Here is a 22,771-nt window from a genome sequence, read left to right on the forward strand (position 1 = left end):
ACCGCCATGCAGCAGATGACCGCCACCGTGCACGATGTGGCACGCAATGCTGAGGAAGCGGCGCAGGCGGCGCAGGCGGCGGACGACAAGGTCGAGTCGGGGCAACAGGTGGTGCGCCAGAGCATGCAGCGCATCGAGCAGTTGGCGGCGGCGGCGGAAACGGCCAGCGCCGGTATCGACAGCCTCAGTGCCGAGATCCACACCATTGGCGATGTGCTGGAAGTGATCAAGAGCGTGGCCGAGCAGACCAACCTGCTGGCGCTCAATGCTGCCATCGAGGCCGCCCGTGCGGGTGAGCAGGGGCGTGGTTTTGCCGTGGTGGCCGATGAAGTGCGCGCGTTGGCGCGGCGTACCCGGCAGTCTACCGAGCAGATCGAGACACTGGTCGCCAGCCTGCGTGGCAACGCCCAGCAGTCGGTGGCGCAGATTCGCGGCAGTACCGATCTGGTGCGCCTGGCGGTGGCAGATGCGTTACAGACCGAGAGCGCGTTGGGCAGCATTGCGGCGGCGGTGTCATTGATTCAGCAGATGAACCAGCAGATTGCCGCAGCGGCCGAGCAGCAGAGTTCGGTGGCGGAAGAGATCAGTCGCAGTGTCACACAGATTCGCGGCAGTGCGGATCAGGCGGCGTTGGCGATGCAGGACAATGCCAGGTCCAGTGTGGAGCTGGCGCAGTTGGGTACGGATTTGAAGGGGATGGTGGGGCATTTCAGGTTGTGATTTAGCCTGTGCCTGCCTCTTCGCGGGCTTGCCCGCGAAGAGGCCAGTTCAGACAATAAAAATCCTCAGGCTTTACGTGGGTTGAGGATCATCAAGGTCACCACCCCCGCCACAATCCCCCAGAACGCCGAGCCAATCGAAAACAGTGTCAGCCCTGAAGCCGTGACCATGAAGGTAATCAGTGCCGCCTCCCGCTCACGCGCCTCGCTCATGGCCACGGTCAGCCCGTTCATGATCGAACCAAACAGCGCCAAGGCGGCAATCGACAGCACCAGCTCCTTCGGCAGCGCCGCAAACAACGCCGCCAGGGTCGCGCCGAACACCCCGGCAATACCGTAGAAAATCCCGCACCACACTGCTGCGGTGTAGCGCTTGGCCGGGTCTTCATGGGCATGCGGCCCAGTGCAGATCGCCGCGCTGATCGCCGCCAGGTTAACCCCATGCGAACCGAAGGGTGCCAGTAGCAGCGAGGCAAAGCCGGTGGCCGAGATCAGTGGCGAGGCCGGCACCTGGTAGCCGTCGGCGCGCAGCACAGCCACGCCGGGCATGTTCTGCGAGGTCATCGCTACCACGAACAGCGGAATGCCGATGCTGATGGTGGCTGCCAGCGAGAAGCTCGGCGTGGTCCATACCGGTTTGGCCACTTCCAGGTGGAAGCCGCTGAAGTCGAGCAGGCCCAGGGCTCCGGATAACGCAGTGCCCACCAGCAACGCGGCCAGCACGCAGTAGCGCGGCGACAGGCGCTTGACCAGCAAGTAGCTGAAGAACATGCCCAGCACCAGCAACGTGCGGTGCTGCGCGGCAACGAAGATTTCGCTGCCGATCTTGAACAGAATGCCCGCCAGCAGCGCCGAGGCCAGCGAAGCCGGGATGCGTTTGACCAGGCGCTCGAAGCTGCCGGTCAGGCCGCAGATGAGCACCAGCACGGCGCAGGTGATGTAGGCGCCAATGGCCTCGCCATAGCTCACGCCGCCCAGGCTGGTAATCAGCAAGGCGGCACCGGGGGTGGACCAGGCGACGGTGATTGGTGTGCGGTAGCGCAGTGACAGGCCGATGCTGCACACCGCCATGCCAATTGAAAGCGCCCAGATCCAGGACGAAATCTGTGCAGTGGTGAGCCCGGCGGCCTGGCCGGCCTGGAACATCAGCACCAGCGAACTGGTATAGCCGGTGAGCATGGCAATGAAGCCGGCGACGACCGCCGACGGGGAGCTGTCTGCCAGGGGCCGCAGGCGTGCGGAGGTGGCATCGGTCATGAACAAAGTCCTTGTAAAGGTGTAAGCAGTTTTTTCAGACTACAGCGCGCAAGGTTGATCCTTGCCATACAGCGGCCATTGCTTTTAGCCGTACAGTCGCCAACTATTGGGCGCAAATGCAAAACTGCTTGGAAGGGGAGGGGCAATGTACAAGGTCTATGGCGACTACCAGTCGGGCAACTGCTACAAGGTCAAGCTGATGTTGAGCCTGCTGGGCCGGCCGTATGAATGGCACCCGGTGGATATCCTCAAGGGCGAGACCGAAACGCCCGAGTTTCTGGCGATGAACCCTAATGGCAAGGTGCCGGTGCTGGAGCTGGAAGATGGCAGTTACCTGTGGGAGTCCAATGCCATTCTCAACTTCCTGGCCGATGGCAGCGAGTTCCTGCCCAGCGAGCCGCGTTTACGTACCCAGGTGCTGCAGTGGCAGTTCTTCGAGCAGTACAGCCATGAGCCGTACATTGCCGTGGCCCGGTTTATCCAGTTCTACCTGGGACTGCCGGATGAGCGCCTGGAGGAGTACCGCAAGTTGCACAAGGGTGGCTACAAGGCACTGAAGGTGATGGAGCGGCAGTTGCAGATGACGCCGTATCTGGTGGGTGAGCAGTATTCGATTGCCGATGTGGCGCTGTATGCCTATACCCATGTGGCGCAGCAGGGCGGGTTCGATCTGGCCGATTACCCGGCGGTACGGGCCTGGCTGGAGCGGGTCAGCAGCCACCCGCGGCATGTGCCGATGGTGGGCTGATCTTTAGCCTGTACCGGCCTCTTCGCGGGCGAGCCCGCGAAAGGGCCAGTCCAGGAAAACTACAAGCCATCAGATGGAAGCAAACCGCTCATCCAGGTAAGCAATGATGGCCTTGGACTCATACATCCAGGTCACCTTGCCACCTTCTTCGATACGCAGGCACGGCACTTTCACCCGGCCGCCACCCTCTTGCAGGGCCTGACGGTGCACCGGGTCGTTCTTGGCATCGCGCAGTGCAACCGGCACGTTCAGCCGGTGCAGGGTGCGGCGGGTCTTGACGCAGAACGGGCAGGCGTGGAACTGGTACAGCGCCAGGCCCTTGGCCGCTTGCTCGACGCGGGCCTGGGCGGCGGCGTCGCGTTTGCGCTTGGCCGGGCGGCTGATCCAGTCGCCGAACACGATGAGCTGGCCGAGGCCAACCCGCAGGGCTTTGACGATCATGGGCAACTCCTGAAATGAAAAAGCCGACCCGGCGGGGTCGGCTTGGGGTCAGCAGCCAATCACTTGATCAGGCTGAGGAACTCGCTGCGGGTGGCGGCGTTCTCGCGGAACTCACCCAGCATCACCGAAGTGATCATGGTCGAGTTCTGCTTCTCGACACCGCGCATCATCATGCACATGTGCTTGGCTTCGACCACCACGGCCACACCGGCGGCACCGGTTACCTGCTGCACGGCCTCGGCGATCTGGCGGCTGAGGTTTTCCTGGATCTGCAGGCGGCGGGCGTACATGTCGACGATACGCGCAACCTTGGACAGGCCCAGTACCTTGCCCTTGGGCAGGTAGGCAACGTGTGCCTTGCCGATGAACGGCAGCATGTGGTGTTCGCACATCGAATACAGCTCGATGTCCCGGACCAGCACCATTTCGCTGTTGTCAGAGCTGAACAAAGCGTTGTTGGTGACTTCTTCCAGTGTTTGCTCATAACCGCGGCAAAGGTACTTCATCGCCTTTGCAGCCCGCTTGGGCGTGTCGAGCAGGCCCTCACGGGAGACGTCCTCGCCAATCTGGCTGAGGATCTCGGTGTAGTTCTGTTCCAGGGACATGGATCTACCTGTGGGAAAAAATCGCAAAAACGAAGGGTACGGCGGTGAGGGCGGCGCTGCAAGCGCGGCGTTACTCGTCGCGGCCTTCGAGCATGGTTCGCTTGAGCATCACATACACCGCGCCGGTGCCGCCGTGGCGGGCGCTGCACGAGGCAAAACCGAGCACCTGCGGGTGCTGGCGCAGCCAGGTGTTGACGTGGCTCTTGATCATCGGACGCTTGCCGTCCAGGCGTGCAGCCTTGCCGTGGGTCACCCGCACGCAGCGCACTTCCAGCTTGGTGGCTTCGGCGATGAAGTCCCACAGGGTTTCGCGGGCCTTTTCCACGGTCATGCCGTGCAGGTCGAGGCTGCCTTCGAACGGAATCTGCCCCAGTTTCAGCTTGCGCAACTGGCCTTCCTGCACGCCGTCGCGGCGCCACATCAGTTCGTCTTCGGCGCCAACGTCGATGACGAACTGATCGGACATGCCGTCGATCACCAGGGCCTTGTCACTGCGTACTGTCGCTGCCTGGCGAAGGCCAGCCAGCTGCTGGCGGTCGGCCTTGGGCTTGCCGACTTCGGCACGGTCGTGGCGGATTTGCTTTACGCCGCGCACTTCGGCCTTGAACAGGGAAAAATCGTCGTCTTGCATGATGCCTCCACGTGGGCGGCGTAGTTTACGCGACTGTGGGGCGTAGGTGATACCAAGCCATCAATCATGCTTCTTCATCAGGTGCGGCGACAGGTTCAACTCCCGCCCGCGACGCAAGCGAATACGGCTGCGCCGCCAAAACCGCACACCCAGCCAAAGCAGCAGCAAGCCAGCCCCGGTGAGGATGCTGGACAGCGGCTTGTTGGCATTGAGTTCTTGCAGGGCAGGGTAGTTACCCAGCAGGCCGGCAACACCGGCCATGGCCAGCAGCACGCCCAGGGTCGCCAGCAGGGCCGACAGGCCGGCCGCCAGGCGGGCGCCCCAGTTACGCGGTTGGCGCGGGCGCAGGCGCTTGGCGTCGAAACTGCCTTTAAGCTTCATTCCGCTCTCCTCTGTGGATATCCGGAATTCGACCTGCTGCCGCCCATCGGGTTCCGCCCGGCTGCCGGGCGGTCGTGCCCAGCCCCTTAGATCAGGCTGGCGGTGGGGGCCACGCAAGCGAAGTTGTCGGCCATCACGGCCATTTCGCACTGGTGGATCTGTGCGGCCGGGATTACCCCGTCCTTGAAGGCCAGGTCGCGGGTTGCCGAGGCGTCTTCCACCAAGGTGCACCGGTAACCATAGTCCTTGGCGCGGCGCACGGTGGTGCTGACGCTGGAGTGGCTCATGAAACCGCAGACGATCAGGTCCAGGTGGCCGAGCTCCTGCAGGGTTTCGTGCAGTTTGGTGTTCTTGAACGCGTTAGGCATGCGCTTTTCGATGACGATTTCGCCTTCCTGGGGCTCCAGCCCCGGAATGAACTGGCCGGCCGGGCCCTGTGGGTCGAAGCGGCCACCGACAGTGCCCAGGTGGCGTACATGGATGATCGGACGGCCGCTTTTGCGCGCGGCGTCGAGCAACCTGGCGATGTTGGCCACGGCCTCGTCCATGCCCGACAGCTGCAGGGGACCACTGAGGTACTCCTTTTGCGCATCGATGATGATCAGGCTGGCGTGGCTCAGCTTGGCCGGCGGGTAGTCGCGGCCAGTGAGGCGGAACATCGTGGTTGGAACGGACATCAAGGGCTCCTTGGATAGGGCTTTTGTATACCTATTGTCCCCTGCCTTGGCGCCAATGGGAATGGTTGACAACGCAAGCGGCATGGTTACTGGCCTGTGGCTAGCCTTTGGGTAAGGCAAAGGAACAAATGTGCGGGTGGGGCTGTTAGACTTTTGTCCGGTCTGAAATAGGAGTACCCCGTGATCACATCCCGTCTGCGCACGCTGCGCGACTACATCCGCTGGGCGGTCAGCCGCTTCCACGAGCACGACCTGTTCTTCGGCCACGGTGCCGACAACGCCTGGGACGAGGCCCGCCTGCTGGTGCTGGGTGCGGTGCACCTGCCATGGGAGGTGGCCGACAGCTACCTGGACTGCATGCTCGAGGACGATGAGCGGGTACGCCTGCAGCACCTGCTCAAACGCCGCATTGAAGAGCGCGTGCCTGCCGCCTACCTGCTGGGCGAGGCCTGGTTCTGCGGCATGTCGTTCATCGTCGACGAACGGGTACTGGTACCGCGTTCACCCATTGGCGAACTGATCGAAAAACGCTTCGAGCCGTGGCTGGCCAGCGAGCCTGCGCGCATTCTCGACCTGTGCACCGGCTCGGGCTGCATCGGCATCGTAGCTGCCGACGTGTTCCCCGAGGCCGAGGTGGTGCTGGCCGACCTGTCGTTCCAGGCGCTTGAAGTGGCCAACCAGAACATCGAACGCCACGGCCTCGACGGCCGCGTGTACACCGTGCAGGGTGATGGCTTTGGCGGCCTGCCGGGGCAGCGTTTCGACCTGATCCTGTCCAACCCGCCGTATGTCGATGCCGAAGACTTCGACGACATGCCGGCCGAGTACCACCACGAGCCCGAGCTGGGCCTGGCCTGCGGCAACGACGGCCTGGACCTGGTGCGGCGCATGCTGGCCGAAGCGGCAGACCATCTGACTGACAAGGGCTTGCTGATTGTCGAGGTGGGCAACAGCCAGGTGCATGTCGAGGCGCTGTACCCCGAGGTGGACTTTGCCTGGCTGGAATTCGAGCGGGGCGGGCATGGAGTGTTCATGCTGACCGCTGAGCAGTGCCGTCAGCACCAGGAGCTGTTCAAAGCCCGGGTCTGAGCCTTTTGGGGCCGCAAAGCGGCCCCAATCTCTACCGGTTCACGCGGTCTCAGCGCGTAGCGATCCAGATCAACAGCCCCGCCTGGAACACCGCAAACGCCACCAGGCAGGTAATGGTAAAGCGCAACCCGCCGTCTTCGCGCTGGTACTTGGCCACCCGCTCATCACGCTCGCGCAGTTGCCCTTCCTTTTCCTGCAACTGCTGGTCGGCCTGCTGCAGCAGGTTGGCGGCATCCAGAATCTCCACCCGTTGCAGCCGCTCGCTGCTCCAGGCCGCCTTGAGCTGGCCCACCGTCATGTCCACGGTACGGCCCTTCAAATGCTGGCCGTCCTCGTACTCCACCTCGATACCCACCCCGCGCAAGCAGTGGTCACGGCGCAGGCGCGAGTCCTCGTTCAACGCATCCTTGCTCGGCAGCGCCATGCCCTCCACCCGATAGTGCGACCACTTGCGCTGCAGCCACTGCACGGCCTGGGCCAGCATGAAGCGGCCGATACCACGGTTCACCGGTTCCAGTTGCAGGCCATGTTCATTGCCGATACGCACCAGGCGCTCGGCATGGTCGACGCGGATGTCCAGGCGGTTCTGCTCTTTGTGCACTTTCTGTCCGGGCAGCTGAATTTCCATGCGCAACAGGCTGTGTGCCTTGTCGTGACGCTCGGCATAGCCGAACTGCACAAAGCGCAGCGGCCGCGCACCGGTGCTGCGGTCTGTGGGCAGGGCTGCCAGGCGCAGCAGCTGGAAATGTTCGGCGGCAAGGTCGGCCCAGGGCAGGGCGGCGCTTGGCTGGGGCTCTTCGGCCGGCTCTACGGCGGCGGGGGCGATTGTCATCAGGGCAAGTCCTCGGCTATGCCTGCTGTATCGGCAGGCTTGCCGAGGACCTGAGCCCGATTACTTTACGCGGGAGGCAAATGCTGGATGAACGTCACAATTCGCTCACCCAGCTCGTGTGCCAGCGGTAGTTCTGGGTTGAGGTAGCTGTCGCGCTGCTGGCTCATGCTTTTGGGGCTGATGCGCAGCATGTGGTTCATGCCGTCGATCAGCACCAGCTGTGCATCCGGCTTGGCTGCCTTCAGCCGTTCGGCATCGGCCACATCCACCTGCACATCGTTGCGCCCTTGCACGATCAAGGCGGGCATGGGCAGGCGGGCAAAGGCGGCTGCCGGGTTTTGCTGAAACAGCGAAATCAGGTATGGCTGCACGCTGGGGCGGAACACCTGGCGCAGCGGCGCGGGCACTTCCAGGCTGGTCTGCCCGGCTTGCAGGCGGTCGAGCAGGGCGCTGCCACCGGCCAGTTGCGCTGGCGGCAGGCGACGGGCCAGCTGTTCGCGCAGGACTTCGGCCAGCGGCCGCCCGCTGCCGGCCAGGGTGATCACCGCACTGGCACCTGCCTGCTCGGCGGCCAGGCTGGCGATCAGCGCGCCTTCGCTGTGGCCAACGAGGATCAGCTGGCCGAAGCGGGGGTCGGCTTTCAGCTTGTGGCTCCAGGCGACCACGTCCGCTACATAGCGCTCCACGCTGAGGTCGCGCTCGTCAGGCGTGGCCGGCTGGCTGGCGGCCACCCCGCGCTTGTCGTAGCGCACGCTGGCGATGTGTTCGTTGGCCAGCAGCAGGGCCAGGCGCTTGAGGTTGTCGACCCGGCCTGACGCCGGGTTGTTGCCATCGCGGTCGGTGGGGCCGGAGCCGGCGATGATCAGCACCACCGGCGGCGGTGTGGCCTGTTGCGGCAATAACAGGCTGCCGTGCAGCACGCCTTGGCCGGTGTCCAGGTCGATGGGGCGTTGCAGCACGGTGGGGGCGGCGGCCTGGGCCAGGCTGGTGCACAGCAGGAAGAGGAAGGCGACGAAGCGCGACATCATGCGGTACTACATGGGGAGATGGTGGTTTGACCCAATGTTTGTGGGAAGGTTCTGTGGCAGTGCATGGCAGGTTTGGCCTCTTCGCGGCTAAAGCCGCTCCTACACCGAGTGATGTAGCAACGTCGGGCGGTGATCCAGGTGTAGAAGCGGGTTTACCCGCGAAGAGGCCCGCACAGGCAACCCAACCATCTGTATACTGCTCGTTTCGTCCATTTCAGGCAGAACTCGCGGAGCGTCCATGTCCGGCAATACCTACGGCAAGCTGTTCACTGTCACCACCGCTGGCGAAAGCCATGGCCCGGCGTTGGTCGCCATTGTCGATGGATGCCCACCGGGCCTGGAGATTTCCCTGGCCGACCTGCAGCACGACCTCGACCGGCGCAAGCCCGGCACCAGCCGGCACACCACACAGCGTCAGGAAGCCGACGAGGTGGAAATCCTCTCCGGCGTGTTCGAAGGCCGTACCACGGGCTGCTCGATCGGCCTGCTGATTCGCAACACTGACCAGAAGTCCAAGGACTACTCGGCCATCAAGGACCTGTTCCGCCCGGCCCACGCCGACTACACCTACCACCACAAGTACGGCATCCGCGACTACCGCGGTGGTGGCCGCAGCTCGGCCCGCGAAACCGCCATGCGCGTGGCTGCCGGTGCCATTGCCAAGAAATACCTGGCCACCCAGGGCATTACCGTGCGTGGCTACATGAGCCAGCTGGGCCCGATCGAAATCCCGTTCAAGACCTGGGAATCGGTGGAGCAGAACGCGTTCTTCAGCCCCGACCCGGACAAGGTACCGGAACTCGAGGCCTACATGGACCAGCTGCGCCGTGACCAGGATTCGGTAGGTGCCAAGATCACCGTGGTGGCCGAGGGCGTGATGCCGGGCCTGGGCGAACCGATCTTCGACCGTCTGGACGCAGAGCTGGCTCACGCGCTGATGAGCATCAACGCGGTCAAGGGCGTGGAAATTGGCGCCGGCTTCGCCAGCGTTGCCCAGCGTGGTACCGAACACCGTGACGAGTTGACCCCGGAAGGGTTCCTCAGCAACAACGCCGGCGGCATCCTGGGTGGCATTTCCTCCGGCCAGCCGATCGTTGCTCACCTGGCGTTGAAGCCGACCTCCAGCATCACCACCCCGGGCCGTTCGATCGACATCGACGGCAACCCGGTGGACGTCATCACCAAAGGCCGCCACGACCCGTGCGTGGGCATCCGCGCTACGCCGATCGCCGAGGCGATGATGGCCATCGCGCTGATGGACCACCTGCTGCGCCACCGTGCGCAGAATGCCGATGTAAAAGTGAATACCCCGGTGCTGGGCCAGCTCTGACCTTCCTGTACCCCCTATCACCTGTAGGAGCGAGCTTGCTCGCGATGCAAGCGGCGCGGTGCCTGGCACCGGCTACGCCGGTGATCGCGAGCAAGCTCGCTCCTACAGGCGATAGGCCCAGTACACGCAACACATAGGCCATCCCATGCAACCCATCCCCTACTGGCGCCTGTCCAGCTTCTATCTCTTCTACTTCGCGCTGCTAGGCTCCACCGCCCCCTTCCTGGCGCTGTATTTCGACCACCTGGGCTTCTCCCCGGCACGTATCGGCGAGCTGGTGGCCATCCCCATGCTGATGCGCTGCGTTGCTCCCAACCTGTGGGGCTGGCTGGGCGACCGCACCGGGCAGCGCCTGCTGATCGTGCGCCTGGGGGCGTTGTGCACCCTGGCCACCTTCGCCCTGATCTTCTTCGGTAAAAGTTACGCGTGGCTGGCGCTGGTGATGGCCCTGCACGCGTTCTTCTGGCACGCGGTGCTGCCCCAGTTCGAGGTCATTACCCTGGCCCACCTGCACGGGCAAACGTCCCGTTACAGCCAGGTGCGCCTGTGGGGCTCGATCGGCTTCATCCTGACCGTGGTCGGCCTGGGCCGCCTGTTCGAATGGCTGAGCCTGGACATCTACCCGGTGGCGCTGGTCACCATCATGGCGGGCATTGTCGCCGCCAGCCTGTGGGTACCCAATGCCCAGCCGGTGGAGCAGGGTGAGCGCAGCAGCGCCGGTGGCTTTTTGCAGCAGTTGCGTGCCCCCGGGGTGATCGCGTTCTACGCTTGCGTGGCGCTGATGCAGCTCAGCCATGGGCCGTACTACACGTTTCTGACCCTTCACCTGGAGCACCTGGGCTACAGCCGTGGTGCCATCGGCTTGCTGTGGGCGCTGGGGGTGGTGGCCGAAGTGCTGATGTTCATGGTCATGAGCCGCCTGTTCGCACGCTTCAGCGTGCAGCGGGTGTTGCTGGCCAGTTTCCTGCTGGCGGCCGTACGCTGGCTGTTGCTGGGCAACCTGGCAGGAGAGCCTGCCGTGCTGATCTTTGCCCAGTTGCTGCATGCGGCCACCTTTGGCTGCTTCCATGCCGCCAGCATCGCCTTCGTGCAGGCCAGCTTTGGCGCCCGCCAACAAGGCCAGGGCCAGGCGCTGTACGCGGCACTGTCGGGTACCGGGGGCGCATTGGGGGCGTTGTATTCGGGCTACAGCTGGAAACTGCTGGGCCCCACCTTCACCTTTGGTATGGCCAGTGCCGCAGCCTTGGCCGCAGCCGTTATCATTGCCCTTTGTTCGCAACCGACCAGGACCCGCCCCTGATGAGTATTCTCAGTGTTTTCCACCCCTCCAGCCCGGAACTGCCGAACAAGGTGCTGACGCACCACGACGATATCGTCGCCACCCTGGCCGAGCAGGGCGTGCGTTTTGTGCACGCCGGGCATGGCTTGCGGGTGCGCCCTGGTACGGCCGAAGGCGAGGTGCTGGACGCATGCCGTGAGCATCTGGACCAGTTGATGACGGCGCATGGCAGCAAGGCATTCGTGCTGTTGAACCGCGACGGTGAAGACCCGGCGCAGGTCGATGTGCGCGATGAACATGTGCATGACGCCGAAGAGGTGTTTGCCGTAGTCAGCGGCCGTGCGCAGGTTGGCCTGCGTTTGGGCGACCGGGTGTATTCGGTGCTGTGCGAGAAGGGTGACCAGTTGGTGGTGCCGGCGGGGACGCGGCGCTGGGTGGAACTGGGGGATACGCCGTTTTGCCTGGCGCTGCGATTATATGGCAGCGAGCAGGGTGCGCAGGCGCGGTTTACCGGGGATGTGACTGCGCGGGCGTTTCTGGGGATTGACGAGTTGTAGTGGCTTTGCCGGCCCTATCGCCGGCAAGCCAGTAGCACCATCATCAAAATCAGCGGTAAGTCGGCAAGGCAAACCGCTGCTGGCTTTGCAGCATCGAAATCACCGGCAGTTCACTGGCCTGTTCAGCCAGGTCACGGCGAATGGCGCTGATCGCCCAGGACAGCTGCTCGGCACTGTGCAGTTGCGCATAGGTCAGCACCCGGCGGGTAACCTTGCCATCGGCTGCGCGCAGGGTCAGCAGCACGCCGCCATCGGGGCGGGCCTGGGTATTGACCTGGTAAGCAGAAAATACCGAGACGAACTTTTGCTGGATGAGGTCCATATCAACTCCTGGCTGTTGTGTGGCAGACATGAGTAGATATTTGCAGCGACCGTGCCAGATCTGAATTTCATGAAAAATCCAGTAAATACAGGGCTTTACGGGAATTCTACGAAGGCGCCACCGTGCAGGTTGCATGGTCATGCATTTTGCACAGTGCATTTTGCACGAGTCAGGCATTGCCTATCGGCCCCATAGAAACTGAACCTTTGACCCCACTGGCGTGCCTGACAAACACTTGGGCAATCATTTATGCCAGGAGGTTCCGATGACCCGCCAAACCGCCCCCGCCACCATGACCGACGACGAAACCGCCGCATTCGCCGAGCAGGTATTCGAACGTGCTCGCCAGGGCGATGCCGAAATGCTTGAGCGCCTGCTCGCCAGCGGCCTGCCGGCCAACCTGCGCAACCATAAGGGCGATACCTTGCTGATGCTGGCCAGCTACCACGGCCACCACGAAGCAGTGCGCGTGCTGCTGGCCCACGGTGCCGACCCGTTGATTGCCAACGACAACGGCCAGTTGCCTATCGCCGGGGCCGCCTTCAAGGGGGACCTGGCGATGATCCGGTTGTTGCTTGAGCACGGCGTCCCAGTGGACGCCGCTGCGCAGGACGGGCGCACGGCGTTGATGCTGGCGGCCATGTTCAATCGCAGCGAGATCCTCGACTTCCTGCTGGCCCAAGGCGCCGACCCGGCGCGCCAGGATGCCCGCGGCGCCACTGCGCTGATGGCGGCGCAAACCATGGGGGCCGTAGACGCCGCCGCCCGCCTGCAAACGCTGGCTGGCTAACCACCTGGGGGCATTTGCGGCTATCCTTGGCGACTTTTCACCCGTCGCAGGCCCCCTTTCATGAAAACTCAGTTGCTCGAATTCATCAGCCTCATTGGCGCTGGCTGCATGCGCGAGGCCGACATCGAGCGCATCGCCGACGAGGCCGCCCAGGCCTATGCCGACCCGGCTGCTTTCCTGGCCGCCAACCCCGATATCAACTACGACGACACGTTCCCGATTCCGCTGGGTGAATGGGTGGTGCTGGGCAGCCTGCCGGACACCGTGGTATTCCAGGCCGACAGCTACCAGGACCTGTTCCAGCAGATCAGCGACTCGTTCGACAACAGCGTGCCGTTCACCCTCAAGCCCAAGCAGCTGGCCCGTACCGAGCCACTGACCGCGCTCAACCGCATTCAGGTGCAGATGGGGGCGTTGAACAAAGAGGCTGGAGGTTATGTGCTGCTGAACTTCAGCCAGTTGCTGGATGACGAGCTGCAGATGGTGATGGTGGGGCAGAACGACCTGGCGCGGGTGCTGGAGTTGGGGGCAGAGGTGGGCATCAAGGTCGAGCCGGCCCTGGAAGCCTTGAAAGTCGCTGTACACATCTAAAGTCTGGCGCGGTCCCGTGTAGGAGCGGCCTTGTGTCGCGATGGGCCGCAACGCGGCCCCGGCAATTTATGCGGCGAAGCTAAAATATTGGGGCCGCTTCGCGCCCCGTCGCGACACAAGGCCGCTCCTACACAGATCTGTGCAGGGTAGCCTCAGCCCAACGCGGTATCCAGAAACATCATCACCGCAAACCCACCCATCAACCCCAGGGTCGCCGCCGTCTGGTGCCCGTTGCGGTGGGTTTCCGGGATCACTTCGTGGCTCACCACAAAGATCATCGCCCCTGCCGCCAGCCCCATGCTGATTGGATAGGCGAGGGCAAAGCCTGTGGAAATCCCGAGCCCGATCACCGCCCCCAGCGGCTCCATCAGCCCCGAACCTACAGCCACCAGCGCCGCCTTCAGGCTCGACAGCCCGGTGGCACGCAGGGCCAGGGCCACGGCCAGCCCTTCAGGAATGTCCTGAATGGCGATAGCGCTGGTCAGCGGCAAGCCGATACTCATGTCGCCATTGGCGAAGCTCACGCCGATGGCCATGCCTTCAGGCAGGTTGTGCAGGGTGATCGCCAGTACGAACAGCCACACCCGGCTGATGCGCTCGGCTTCGGGGCCACAGGGGCCGGTGCTTTCATGCTCGTGCGGGGTGAAGCGGTCCAGGCCCAGCATCAACAGCACGCCCAAACCCATGCCCAGCACCACGGTAAAGGCCGCAGCCGGGCCGTTGCCGGTAATTTCGCGGGCCGCATCCAGGCCCGGCAGAATCAGCGAAAACGAACTGGCCGCCAGCATCATGCCGGCGGCAAAGCCCAGCATTACGTCCTGAGTGCGTGCGCCAACGTCACGCAGCACCACCGCCAGCACGGCGCCTAAAGCCGTGGCGCCAAAGCCCGAGAGCCCGCCCAGCACGGCCAGGTGCAGGTTGTCGGCGTGGTCGCCGTTTACCGCGTTCCACAGGCTGGCGCCCAGCAGCACGACCACCGCCAGCAGGCTCAGCCCCAGGCCGGCGCTGAGCCAAGGCGTATTCACGACCTGCTGGCGCCAGGCGTTCAGCAGTGAGGGTGGGGCGGCGCTTTGCGTGTGGGCGGGGGGCATACGAACCTCGAATCAATGAATACAGGCAGTCTACTCAGAGACCTGCGCCAGCCGCCAAGGATTCGCTTCTATCGGCGCGATAGCTGACTATGCTGTGCAGCAAAGCCTTTTGACAGGAGTTTTAGCATGGGGTCGACATTCAACAGCCTGGTAGGGCTAATCATCCTGGCGCTGGATATCTGGGCCATCCTCAATGTGATCAAGAGTGGCAGCGAGGTGGGCATCAAAGTGTTGTGGATCTTGCTGATTGCTTTGCTGCCGGTGGTGGGCCTGGTGATTTGGGCCATCGCGGGGCCGCGGGGGAATGTGCGCATCTGAAAGGCCGGCACAGACAAAACCCGCAACACCCCAGTGACAAAATTTTCACATTGGTTTAAACAGAATCCGCACCCGCACAATGCTGCGTTGGTCTAGCGCCAGCGCCTCTTCGCAAACCGCAATCCTAGGACCTTCCCATTCATGGCTAACACGGACGCCTTGAAGCAACAGGGCGCGCGAACGTCGTTTTCGCCGACCCTGAAATCCCACCTGGCCTACACGCTGCTCAGTGGCCTGGTGATCATGCTGATGCTCAGCCTGGTGCGCCTGGCGCTGCTGGTCTACAACAGCGACATGGTCGGCGATACGCCGTATTCCACGGTAGCCGAAGGCTTCCTCAACGGCTTGCGCTTCGACCTGCGGGTGGTGGTGTACCTCAGCATCCCGCTGCTGCTGGCGATCCTCAGCCCTTGGGCCATGGCCCGGCGTGGCGTGTTCCGCTTCTGGCTGACCCTCACCTCCAGCGTGGTGATGTTCCTCGGCCTGATGGAGATGGACTTCTACCGTGAGTTCCACCAGCGCCTCAACGGCTTGGTGTTCCAGTACATCAAGGAAGACCCGAAAACCGTCATGAGCATGCTCTGGTACGGTTTCCCGGTGGTGCGCTACCTGCTGGCCTGGGCCTTCGGCACCTGGCTGTTGAGCCTGCTGTTCAAGGGTATCGACCGTGCCACCCGGGGTGAGGGCGTGCAGCGCGTTGCACCGTGGTACAACCGCCTGGCGGTGTTCATGGTGATTTTGCTGGTGGCCGTGGTCGCTGCCCGTGGCACCCTGCGCCAAGGGCCGCCGATGCGCTGGGGTGATGCTTTCACCACCGACTCCAACTTCGTCAACCAGCTGGGCCTGAACGGCACCCTGACCCTGATCGACGCCGCCAAGAGCCGCTTCGGCGAAGACCGCGCCAACATCTGGAAGCCGGTGCTGGAGCAGAACGTGGCCACGCAAAGCGTGCGCGAACAGCTGCTGACCGCCAATGACACCCTGGTCGATGCCGACGAGGCTGCCATCCGCCGCGACTTCGTGCCGCCGGCTGACCGCACCCTGCCGATCAAGAACGTGGTGGTGATCCTCATGGAGAGCTTCGCCGGCCATTCGGTGGGCGCGCTGGGCAGTCCCAACAACATCACCCCGTACTTCGACAAGCTGGCCAAAGAAGGCCTGCTGTTCGACCGCTTCTTCTCCAACGGCACCCATACCCACCAGGGCATGTTTGCCACCATGGCGTGTTTCCCCAACCTGCCAGGCTTCGAGTACCTGATGCAAACCCCGGAAGGCGGCCACAAGCTGTCTGGCCTGCCGGCCCTGCTCAGCGCCCGCGACTACGACGACGTGTACGTCTACAACGGCGACTTTGCCTGGGACAACCAGTCCGGGTTCTTCGGCAACCAGGGCATGACCACCTTCATCGGCCGGAACGACTTCGTCAACCCGGTGTTCTCCGACCCGACCTGGGGCGTGTCCGACCAGGACATGTTCGACCGCGGTAACGAGGAACTGGCCAAGCACGACGGCAAGAAGCCGATCTACGCGCTGCTGCAGACGCTGTCCAACCACACGCCATATGCGCTGCCGAAAGACCTGCCGGTCGAGAAGGTCACAGGCCAAGGCCGCCTGGATGAGCACCTGACCGCCATGCGCTATTCGGACTGGGCGCTGGGCCAGTTCTTCGAGAAGGCGCGTAAAGAGCCCTACTTCAAGGAAACCCTGTTCGTCATCGTCGGCGACCACGGCTTTGGCAACCACCAGCAGGTCACCGAGCTGGACCTGGGCCGTTTCAACGTACCGCTGCTGCTGATTGCCCCGGGCATTCAGGAGAAGTTCGGTGCGGTGAATCACACCGTGGGTACCCAGGTCGATATCGTGCCGACCATCATGGGCCGCCTGGGTGGCCAGACCCGTCACCAGTGCTGGGGCCGCGACCTGCTCAACCTGCCTGAAGGCGACCAGGGTGTGGGCATGATCAAGCCGTCGGGCAGCGAGCAGATTGTTGGCCTAGTACAGGGCGACCGCATCCTGATCGAGTCCAAGGACATGAGCCCGCGTATGTACCGCTACCAGCTGGGCAGCGAGTTCAAGGCTGAGCTGATCGAAAGCCCGGACCAGCCGGAAATGCTCAAGAAGCTCGAAGCGTACATTCAGACCGCGACCAAGAGCCTGCTGGATAACACTGCCGGTGTAGTGCACGGTACACCGAAGTAAAGCGGGGGCCGCTGTGCGGCCCATTCGCGGGCAAGCCCGCGAATGGGCCAGCACAAGTTTCCCTGACTGAACATTCTCTCAGCCCCAAGGTCAGTTATTCAGGCATCACACCAACTGGTGTTCTTGAATTGAGAGGGCTCGTTCAATGAAAGCGTGGGAAGTCATCTTTGCCGATCAGAAAGGCGAACCGTCCACCATGACCCTGCGGGCCGAGCACTGTCCCAGCGAAGAGGATGCCGCGCGGGCCATCCGTTCGCACCTGTTCCCGGTGATGGACGAGCTGGACCTCAACGACTTCCAGGACCGTACCATTTCCCCCACCGCCCGCTGGCTGAAAGAGCATAGCGGCGTGACCATCACCAGCATTCACGAAGCACCCTGACCCACACGTTTGCGTGGTGCCTTTGCAGGCACTACGCTACTGGAAGGTGCCGCCTATTCTGCGGGTTGGCACCGCTTCAATTCGCGTCTTGCATCAGCTCGAACTGCCCGGCCAATGACTGCCGGCAGGTGCGTAGTGCACGGAAAGTCTATCCATAGCATTATTCAGGAGGACGATTCATGAGCAGCCAGAACGACGATATCAGCAGCAACGTCCTGCGCCAGATGAAAGCAGGCGGGTTCGACTTCACCCAGATCCACCCCATCGAGTTCTATGCCGTATTCCCCGACGAAGCAGGGGCCCGCCGCGCGGCCGGGCAGTTTCGTGGCGAATCGCTCAATGCCCAGGTGAAGGAGCTGGGCGACGGTGCCTGGCACCTGGAACTGAGCAAGGTCATGTATGCCACCTATGGCGGGATTGGCGACTTTGAAGAGGCCTTTGAACAGTTGGTGACACCTTATGGGGGGGAGGTGGAAGGGTGGGGCGTCAAGCATGAGCGGCCGATTGCCTGAGCGTATTGTGTTGCCTTTTTCGCGGGTTCGCCCGCGAAGAAGCACACGCGGGCGTCAAGGCCTGCGCTTGGCCATATGCCCCAGATACGCCAGCAACGCATCCAGCTCCTGTTCACTCAACACACGTTCGTCAAACCCCGGCATCTTCGCTTGCGGCCATTGCCGCAGGCTTTGCGGGTCCCGAATCAGCTTGCGCAGGTATTCTGGCCGAAAATACTCGGTAGGGTTGTGCGGCACATTCAAATCCGGCCCCACCTGCGCATCCCCTGCACCGTTCAGCCGATGGCACGCCAGGCAATTCTGCTGGAACAATGCAAACCCCTGCAGCACCGGGCTGTCGGCGGGCAGCTTGGGGTCGGGCAGCAGCGCGGGAAAACGCTGCGCCACCGGCGCGAGCTTGCGAATGGTGGAAATCTGGAACGGCCACTGCTCCGGGCGGATGCCACTGGCCTGCGGCGCAGTCCACACCAGGTAGAACGGCCCCGCGCTCGGCTTGCCCTGGCCCAGTGCCGGCCACGGCTGGCCTGGGTCTTCCACCGCCAGCCAGGCCTGTGCCGGCCCTTGCTGCAGCAGTGGCGCAGCGGGCATTTCAGCGGCAAAGCCATCCAGCGCCACGGCCTGCAGGTGATCACTGGCGCTCACGCCTTTTAGCAGCGTGGCCAACGGCACCGCCCGATAGTGCATGGGGCGTTTGTAGGAAACGTCTTGTTCGATGCTGATCTCCCGAGCCTGCGGGTGGCCAAGCAGTTCGGTGCTGCTCCATTGGCGCGTGTTGGCGCCCAGTTCAAGGTGCAGCTGCGCCGCCGACAGCGGCAGGCTCAGGAGCAACGCTAACAAGGCAAGGCAGTGGCGCATGGGCAATCTCCGACCATCAAGGCCAGCAGGTTACCTGTGTACTGCCCGTTGGCGCCATCGCCACTGTCAGCCGAACAAGCGTGTCAGGTTCGGCAAAATCAGCAGTAAAGTGGTGGCGAAGAGAATGAGCCCAGCTTGGCGAATTTTCGATTGTCTGAACATGGCGGACCGCCTTCTTTTTGTTATTCCTGAATACCCGTTGGCTTCCTTGTCGCACTTCGGGTCGATCGCAGCGACGCAGCGTGGCGCCTGAACTGCCTGCCTCTTGAAAGTGGATATACAACCAACAGTAGGGTGTGTGGCATCCATGTTTGAGAACCCTTTCTTCTAATAGTGTTGGTCAATGATTTCTTTTTGCTATGAGGCCATGTGCCAGTCGGCTGGCATGCTCTGATTAGACAGTGGCGCAAGTACCTGGCGCGCGCCGACGAAATGTGACCGTTCGTCAGTGCAACCTACTTGCTTGTACGTGTCTTTCGCGTCAGTCTCTACAGCAGATTCCCACTCATGTCGTTCAGGACTACCCCTATGTCGTTACGCGTCTGCATCCTTGAAACCGATGTCCTGCGACCGGAGTTGACCGCGCAGTACCAGGGCTACGGCAGGATGTTCGAGCAGCTCTTTTCGCGTCAGCCGATCGCCGCCGAATTCCGTGTGTACAACGTGATGAACGGCGATTACCCCGCCGACAGTGAAGTGTTCGATGCCTACCTGGTGACGGGTAGCAAGGCTGACTCGTTTGGTTCCGACCCCTGGATCCAGACCCTCAAGGCCTACCTGCTGAAGTTGTACGAACGTGGCGAGAAGCTGCTGGGGGTATGCTTTGGCCACCAGTTGCTGGCATTGACCCTGGGTGGCAAGGCCGAGCGGGCCGACAAGGGCTGGGGCGTGGGCATCCATCGCTACTCGCTGGCGGCCCATGCGCCGTGGATGGACCCGGAGGTGTCGGAGCTGACCTTGCTGATCAGCCACCAGGACCAGGTGACCGAATTGCCGGAAGGCGCCACGGTGATTGCTTCCAGCGACTTCTGCCCGAACGCGGCGTACCACATTCGTGACCAGGTGCTGTGCTTCCAGGGCCACCCGGAGTTCGTGCACGACTATTCCCGCGCACTGCTGGATGCGCGTCAGGAATTCCTGGGAGATGAGGTGTACCACAAGGCCGTGGCCAGCCTGGCCACCGAGCACCAGGGCGACCTGGTGGGGGAGTGGATGTTGCGCTTTATCCAGCAGCCGGTGAGCAAGCACGACGCTGCGTAAGGGGCTGGGGGCCTCAAACCGGCCCCCACAATCTCAAAGCCAGCCCGACTTCTTGAAGCTGGCATACAACCCCGCACACCCCAGCCCGATTACACCCAGCACCCCGAAATACCCATAGTGCCAAGCCAGTTCCGGCATGTTCTGGAAGTTCATTCCGTAAACCCCGGCAATGGCCGTGGGGAACGCCAAAATCGCCGCCCAGGCCGCGAACTTGCGCTGAACGATGCTTTGCCGTGACGACTCCAGCAGCATGCCGATCTCGATGGTCTGGCTGGCGATGTCGCGGATGCCGGCCAGGTCTTCCATCTGCCGCGTCACATGAATCTGCACATCACGGAAGTAAGGCCGCATGTTCTTGTCGATGAACGGGAAGCTCAGGCGCTGCAGCTCTTCGCTCACTTCCACCATCGGCGCCACATAACGGCGCAGGCGCAGGATGTCGCGGCGCAGGCTGTGCAGGCGGCGGATGTCGTCCTCCTGCAGCGAGCCCCCCAGCACGCTTTGTTCCAGCTCTTCGATCTCGCCATGAATGGCTTCGCTGACCGGCTGGTAGTTTTCCGTCACGAAGTCGAGCAGGGCGTACAGTACGAAGTCTTCGCCGTGCTCCAGCAGCAATGGCCGTGCCTCGCAGCGCTGGCGCACCATGGCGTAGGACTTGGAGTGGCCGTTGCGGCAGGTGATGATGTAGCCGTTGCCAGCGAAGATATGGGTTTCGATGAACTCCAGCTTGCCTTCGTGGCGCACCGGCGAATAGGTGACGATGAACAGCGCGTCACCGAAGGTTTCCAGCTTGGGCCGGCTGTGCTTTTCAAGGGCATCTTCAATGGCCAGTTCGTGCAGGTTGAATTGGCACTGCAGGTTGGCCAGCTCCTCGGCGTTGGGCTCTTCCAGGCCGATCCACACGAAATGCCCCGGCTTGCGCGCCCACTCGCTGCCTTCGTCGATGCTGATGTTGGTGACCTTTCTGCCGGCGCTGTACACCGCCGATGCCACGACACGACCCATGGTTGCCCGCTTATTCCGGTTGAACACGGGTTACAGCTTGGGCCGTACCCGGCCCAAGAGCAACCCGCTTCAGGCCAGCTCGTGTTCCATGCGGTCGATGCACTGCTGCATCTGCCCCCGGCACTGCTCGATCAGCGCCGGGATGTCCTGCTGGGTCATGCCCGCCGTGACGATGGGTGGCAACGAGCGCACGATCACCGTGCGCTGGCGCCAGCTGTTCAGGCTCATGCGCCTGGCATAGCGGCTGACGCATACCGGCACGATCGGCACGCCGGCCTCGATGGCCATGTGAAACGCGCCTTTCTTGAAGGGCATCAACTGCTCGCCGGCATTACGCGTGCCTTCAGGGAAAATCCAGATGGAGGTGTCGTCCTGCAGCACCCGCGTGGTCTTTTGCAGCGCCTTGCGCGCCTGGTAGGCGTTCTTGCGGTCGATCAGCACGTTGCCGCCCAGCCAGAACAGCTGGCCGAACAGCGGGATCCAGCCCAGGCTTTTCTTGCCGATGGCCACGGTGCGTCGCGGCACCACCTGGCCGATCACGAACAGATCGAAGTTGGACTGGTGGTTGGCGACGATCACGCAACCGGGTGGGTGGTCCCACAGTGGCCCGACCTCGGCCTTGACCTTGATGCGCATCAGCCAGGTGGCCGGCCGGCTGTACAGGTGGGCAAACACCCGGCTGTTGTCGGGGTTGAAGGGGCGGCACAGGCCAATGACCAGGCCCACGGCGCCAACGGCAAGAAAATGCAGCGCCAGCAGGAGCATGCGCAACGAATAAAGCATGGTACGACTCACACCAGACAGTCGCCGGGCAGTGTACGGGTGTGCACTGGTTGCGGCAAACCCTGGTGTGAGCCTGTCGGGTCAACCCATATGGTGCTGGTCCAGCTCGATCGCCTTGTCCAGCGCCTCCAGCAGCCCTTTGCGCACTTTCAGCTTGGTGTTCTTGTGCGCCAGCATGTTCAGCTTCTTCAACTCCCGCGCCGCCGCCAGTGCCGCTTCATGCAGTTGCTCGGCCGGCACCACCTTGTCGAGGAAGCCGGCATCCACTGCCGCGACCGGGTCGAACACCTCGGCATTGATCACCGAACGATGGAAAGCCGAACGACGCAGGCGGTCGCGGGCCAGTTCGATGCCGGCATGGTGCATGGTCATGCCGATCTGCACTTCGTTCAGGCACACCTTGTACGGCCCTTCGACGCCAATGCGGTAGTCGGCCGACAGCAGCAGGAAGGCGCCCTTGGCCACGGCATTGCCCGGGCAGGCAATTACCACCGGGAACGGGTGCGACAGCAGGCGGCGGGCGAGGGTGGAGCCCGCAGTGACCAGGCTGATGGCCGCTTGAGGGCCGCTGGTCATCACCTTGAGGTCGTAACCGCCCGACAGAATGCCTGGCTGCCCGGTAATGATCACCACGGCACGCTCTTCAGTAGCGCGGTCGAGCGCGGCATTGAAGGCGGAGATGACATCCGGCGAGATGGCGTTGACCTTGCCGTTGTTCAGGGTCAGGGTGGCGATGCCGTCTTCGGCGTGGTAGGTAATCAGCTCGCTCATGGCAGAGTCCTTTTGTTGGCGTGGCGACGACGTTACCCAGCGCCAGAGGCCAGGTAAAGCAGCAAGGCTGACTGGTCGGTCAGCGTTCACCGGGGCTCAAATGCAAATACATGAAAAAACTGAAAAAAATGCTTGCCAAAGGGAAGCGCTTTCACTAAATTAGCGCACCTCGACGGGCCGCACGGCTTGAAGAGAAACGGTGAAGTGTCCGAGTGGTCGAAGGAGCACGCCTGGAAAGTGTGTATACGAGAAATCGTATCAAGGGTTCAAATCCCTTCTTCACCGCCACATTCTGCGAAGAGCCCCCGCGCTGATAAA

General features: G+C 62.8%; 27 protein-coding genes and 1 tRNA gene. 14 read left to right on the forward strand and 14 right to left on the reverse strand.

What is annotated here, in order from left to right; all coding sequences use genetic code 11:
* The first annotated feature begins 15 nt into the window (after nt 1-15).
* Nucleotides 16-720, forward strand: a complete 705-nt coding sequence (locus QQ992_RS28055; protein ID WP_433963115.1) for a methyl-accepting chemotaxis protein — start codon at nt 16-18, stop codon at nt 718-720.
* 65 nt (nt 721-785) lie between these two features.
* Here QQ992_RS28055 and QQ992_RS07250 read toward each other — a convergent pair whose 3' ends face one another.
* Nucleotides 786-1,976 (reverse strand): benzoate/H(+) symporter BenE family transporter, encoded by a 1,191-nt coding sequence (locus QQ992_RS07250; protein WP_105946011.1) that lies wholly within the window; start codon nt 1,974-1,976, stop codon nt 786-788.
* Nucleotides 1,977-2,121: 145 nt separating this feature from the next.
* Here QQ992_RS07250 and QQ992_RS07255 point away from each other — a divergent pair, with 145 nt between their 5' ends.
* On the forward strand, nt 2,122-2,724 hold the full coding sequence (locus QQ992_RS07255) for a glutathione S-transferase family protein (protein WP_012271075.1): 603 nt from the start codon (nt 2,122-2,124) through the stop codon (nt 2,722-2,724).
* 69 nt (nt 2,725-2,793) lie between these two features.
* On the opposite strand, the gene QQ992_RS07260 is transcribed toward QQ992_RS07255, so the two are convergent.
* The 5 genes from QQ992_RS07260 to QQ992_RS07280 form a co-directional block, all read right to left on the reverse strand.
* Entirely contained in the window at nt 2,794-3,165 is a 372-nt protein-coding gene (locus QQ992_RS07260; protein ID WP_274081176.1) for a glutaredoxin family protein, read from the reverse strand.
* A 59-nt stretch (nt 3,166-3,224) separates the two neighbouring features.
* On the reverse strand, nt 3,225-3,770 hold the full coding sequence (gene folE, locus QQ992_RS07265) for a GTP cyclohydrolase I FolE (RefSeq protein ID WP_012271077.1): 546 nt from the start codon (nt 3,768-3,770) through the stop codon (nt 3,225-3,227).
* 70 nt (nt 3,771-3,840) lie between these two features.
* Nucleotides 3,841-4,401, reverse strand: coding sequence for a Smr/MutS family protein (locus QQ992_RS07270; protein WP_016715062.1), 561 nt, complete (start codon nt 4,399-4,401; stop codon nt 3,841-3,843).
* Between the two features lie 60 nt (nt 4,402-4,461).
* The gene (locus QQ992_RS07275) at nt 4,462-4,782 is read right to left on the reverse strand and encodes a hypothetical protein (protein WP_016715063.1); all 321 of its coding nucleotides are present in this window, start codon (nt 4,780-4,782) and stop codon (nt 4,462-4,464) included.
* Between the two features lie 86 nt (nt 4,783-4,868).
* A complete protein-coding gene (locus QQ992_RS07280; RefSeq protein ID WP_016715064.1) occupies nt 4,869-5,459 on the reverse strand; it encodes a cysteine hydrolase family protein in 591 nt (196 codons plus the stop codon).
* A 180-nt stretch (nt 5,460-5,639) separates the two neighbouring features.
* Between QQ992_RS07280 and prmB the strand changes: the two genes are divergently transcribed.
* Nucleotides 5,640-6,548, forward strand: a complete 909-nt coding sequence (gene prmB / locus QQ992_RS07285; RefSeq protein WP_016715065.1) for a 50S ribosomal protein L3 N(5)-glutamine methyltransferase — start codon at nt 5,640-5,642, stop codon at nt 6,546-6,548.
* A 49-nt stretch (nt 6,549-6,597) separates the two neighbouring features.
* Here the strand turns inward: prmB and QQ992_RS07290 are convergent, their stop codons facing one another.
* Both QQ992_RS07290 and QQ992_RS07295 read right to left on the reverse strand, forming a co-directional pair.
* Nucleotides 6,598-7,380 (reverse strand): hypothetical protein, encoded by a 783-nt coding sequence (locus tag QQ992_RS07290; protein WP_286112802.1) that lies wholly within the window; start codon nt 7,378-7,380, stop codon nt 6,598-6,600.
* A gap of 65 nt (nt 7,381-7,445) precedes the next feature.
* Nucleotides 7,446-8,408, reverse strand: coding sequence for an alpha/beta hydrolase (locus QQ992_RS07295; RefSeq protein ID WP_286112804.1), 963 nt, complete (start codon nt 8,406-8,408; stop codon nt 7,446-7,448).
* A 238-nt stretch (nt 8,409-8,646) separates the two neighbouring features.
* Between QQ992_RS07295 and aroC the strand changes: the two genes are divergently transcribed.
* From aroC to QQ992_RS07310, 3 genes are all read left to right on the forward strand, one after another.
* Nucleotides 8,647-9,738, forward strand: a complete 1,092-nt coding sequence (aroC, locus tag QQ992_RS07300; RefSeq protein WP_016715068.1) for a chorismate synthase — start codon at nt 8,647-8,649, stop codon at nt 9,736-9,738.
* A 145-nt stretch (nt 9,739-9,883) separates the two neighbouring features.
* Complete coding sequence (locus QQ992_RS07305) at nt 9,884-11,038, forward strand: MFS transporter (RefSeq protein ID WP_286112805.1); 1,155 nt, start codon at nt 9,884-9,886, stop codon at nt 11,036-11,038.
* Nucleotides 11,038-11,574 (forward strand): oxidase, encoded by a 537-nt coding sequence (locus tag QQ992_RS07310; RefSeq protein WP_286112807.1) that lies wholly within the window; start codon nt 11,038-11,040, stop codon nt 11,572-11,574. The genes QQ992_RS07305 and QQ992_RS07310 overlap by 1 nt, the downstream gene beginning before the upstream one ends.
* 49 nt (nt 11,575-11,623) lie before the next feature.
* Here QQ992_RS07310 and QQ992_RS07315 read toward each other — a convergent pair whose 3' ends face one another.
* A complete protein-coding gene (locus QQ992_RS07315; protein ID WP_016715071.1) occupies nt 11,624-11,896 on the reverse strand; it encodes a DUF3509 domain-containing protein in 273 nt (90 codons plus the stop codon).
* Between the two features lie 265 nt (nt 11,897-12,161).
* On the opposite strand from QQ992_RS07315, the gene QQ992_RS07320 reads away from it, so the two are divergent.
* Entirely contained in the window at nt 12,162-12,686 is a 525-nt protein-coding gene (locus tag QQ992_RS07320; protein WP_286112809.1) for an ankyrin repeat domain-containing protein, read from the forward strand.
* Between the two features lie 60 nt (nt 12,687-12,746).
* Nucleotides 12,747-13,277 carry a hypothetical protein gene (locus QQ992_RS07325; RefSeq protein WP_016715073.1) on the forward strand — a complete coding sequence of 177 codons (531 nt, stop codon included), beginning with the start codon at nt 12,747-12,749 and terminating at the stop codon, nt 13,275-13,277.
* Nucleotides 13,278-13,429: 152 nt separating this feature from the next.
* Here the strand turns inward: QQ992_RS07325 and QQ992_RS07330 are convergent, their stop codons facing one another.
* Complete coding sequence (locus QQ992_RS07330) at nt 13,430-14,368, reverse strand: ZIP family metal transporter (protein WP_286112810.1); 939 nt, start codon at nt 14,366-14,368, stop codon at nt 13,430-13,432.
* Nucleotides 14,369-14,494: 126 nt separating this feature from the next.
* Between QQ992_RS07330 and QQ992_RS07335 the strand changes: the two genes are divergently transcribed.
* The 4 genes from QQ992_RS07335 (at nt 14,495) to QQ992_RS07350 (ending at nt 17,779) form a co-directional block, all read left to right on the forward strand.
* The gene (locus QQ992_RS07335; protein ID WP_012271091.1) at nt 14,495-14,686 is read left to right on the forward strand and encodes a PLDc N-terminal domain-containing protein; all 192 of its coding nucleotides are present in this window, start codon (nt 14,495-14,497) and stop codon (nt 14,684-14,686) included.
* Between the two features lie 141 nt (nt 14,687-14,827).
* On the forward strand, nt 14,828-16,885 hold the full coding sequence (locus QQ992_RS07340) for an LTA synthase family protein (RefSeq protein WP_016715075.1): 2,058 nt from the start codon (nt 14,828-14,830) through the stop codon (nt 16,883-16,885).
* A gap of 145 nt (nt 16,886-17,030) precedes the next feature.
* Nucleotides 17,031-17,267, forward strand: a complete 237-nt coding sequence (locus QQ992_RS07345) for a hypothetical protein (RefSeq protein ID WP_016715076.1) — start codon at nt 17,031-17,033, stop codon at nt 17,265-17,267.
* 179 nt (nt 17,268-17,446) lie between these two features.
* Nucleotides 17,447-17,779: a ribonuclease E inhibitor RraB gene (locus QQ992_RS07350; RefSeq protein WP_016715077.1), complete on the forward strand. Its 333-nt coding sequence runs from the start codon at nt 17,447-17,449 to the stop codon at nt 17,777-17,779.
* 54 nt (nt 17,780-17,833) lie between these two features.
* Here the strand turns inward: QQ992_RS07350 and QQ992_RS07355 are convergent, their stop codons facing one another.
* Nucleotides 17,834-18,634, reverse strand: coding sequence for a c-type cytochrome (locus QQ992_RS07355; RefSeq protein ID WP_286112812.1), 801 nt, complete (start codon nt 18,632-18,634; stop codon nt 17,834-17,836).
* 528 nt (nt 18,635-19,162) lie between these two features.
* Between QQ992_RS07355 and QQ992_RS07360 the strand changes: the two genes are divergently transcribed.
* Nucleotides 19,163-19,894, forward strand: coding sequence for an amidotransferase (locus QQ992_RS07360; RefSeq protein ID WP_019096934.1), 732 nt, complete (start codon nt 19,163-19,165; stop codon nt 19,892-19,894).
* Between the two features lie 33 nt (nt 19,895-19,927).
* On the opposite strand, the gene QQ992_RS07365 is transcribed toward QQ992_RS07360, so the two are convergent.
* From QQ992_RS07365 to QQ992_RS07375, 3 genes are all read right to left on the reverse strand, one after another.
* The gene (locus QQ992_RS07365) at nt 19,928-20,899 is read right to left on the reverse strand and encodes a magnesium and cobalt transport protein CorA (RefSeq protein WP_016715080.1); all 972 of its coding nucleotides are present in this window, start codon (nt 20,897-20,899) and stop codon (nt 19,928-19,930) included.
* Nucleotides 20,900-20,968: 69 nt separating this feature from the next.
* Nucleotides 20,969-21,682, reverse strand: a complete 714-nt coding sequence (locus tag QQ992_RS07370; RefSeq protein WP_286112814.1) for a lysophospholipid acyltransferase family protein — start codon at nt 21,680-21,682, stop codon at nt 20,969-20,971.
* A gap of 81 nt (nt 21,683-21,763) precedes the next feature.
* Nucleotides 21,764-22,453 carry a crotonase/enoyl-CoA hydratase family protein gene (locus QQ992_RS07375; protein WP_286112816.1) on the reverse strand — a complete coding sequence of 230 codons (690 nt, stop codon included), beginning with the start codon at nt 22,451-22,453 and terminating at the stop codon, nt 21,764-21,766.
* 198 nt (nt 22,454-22,651) lie between these two features.
* Between QQ992_RS07375 and QQ992_RS07380 the strand changes: the two genes are divergently transcribed.
* Nucleotides 22,652-22,741: transfer RNA gene (locus QQ992_RS07380), tRNA-Ser, on the forward strand.
* The last annotated feature ends 30 nt before the right edge of the window (nt 22,742-22,771 follow it).

It is taken from the genome of Pseudomonas kurunegalensis, assembly GCF_030291635.1.
In the GTDB taxonomy this organism is placed as follows: domain Bacteria; phylum Pseudomonadota; class Gammaproteobacteria; order Pseudomonadales; family Pseudomonadaceae; genus Aquipseudomonas; species Aquipseudomonas monteilii.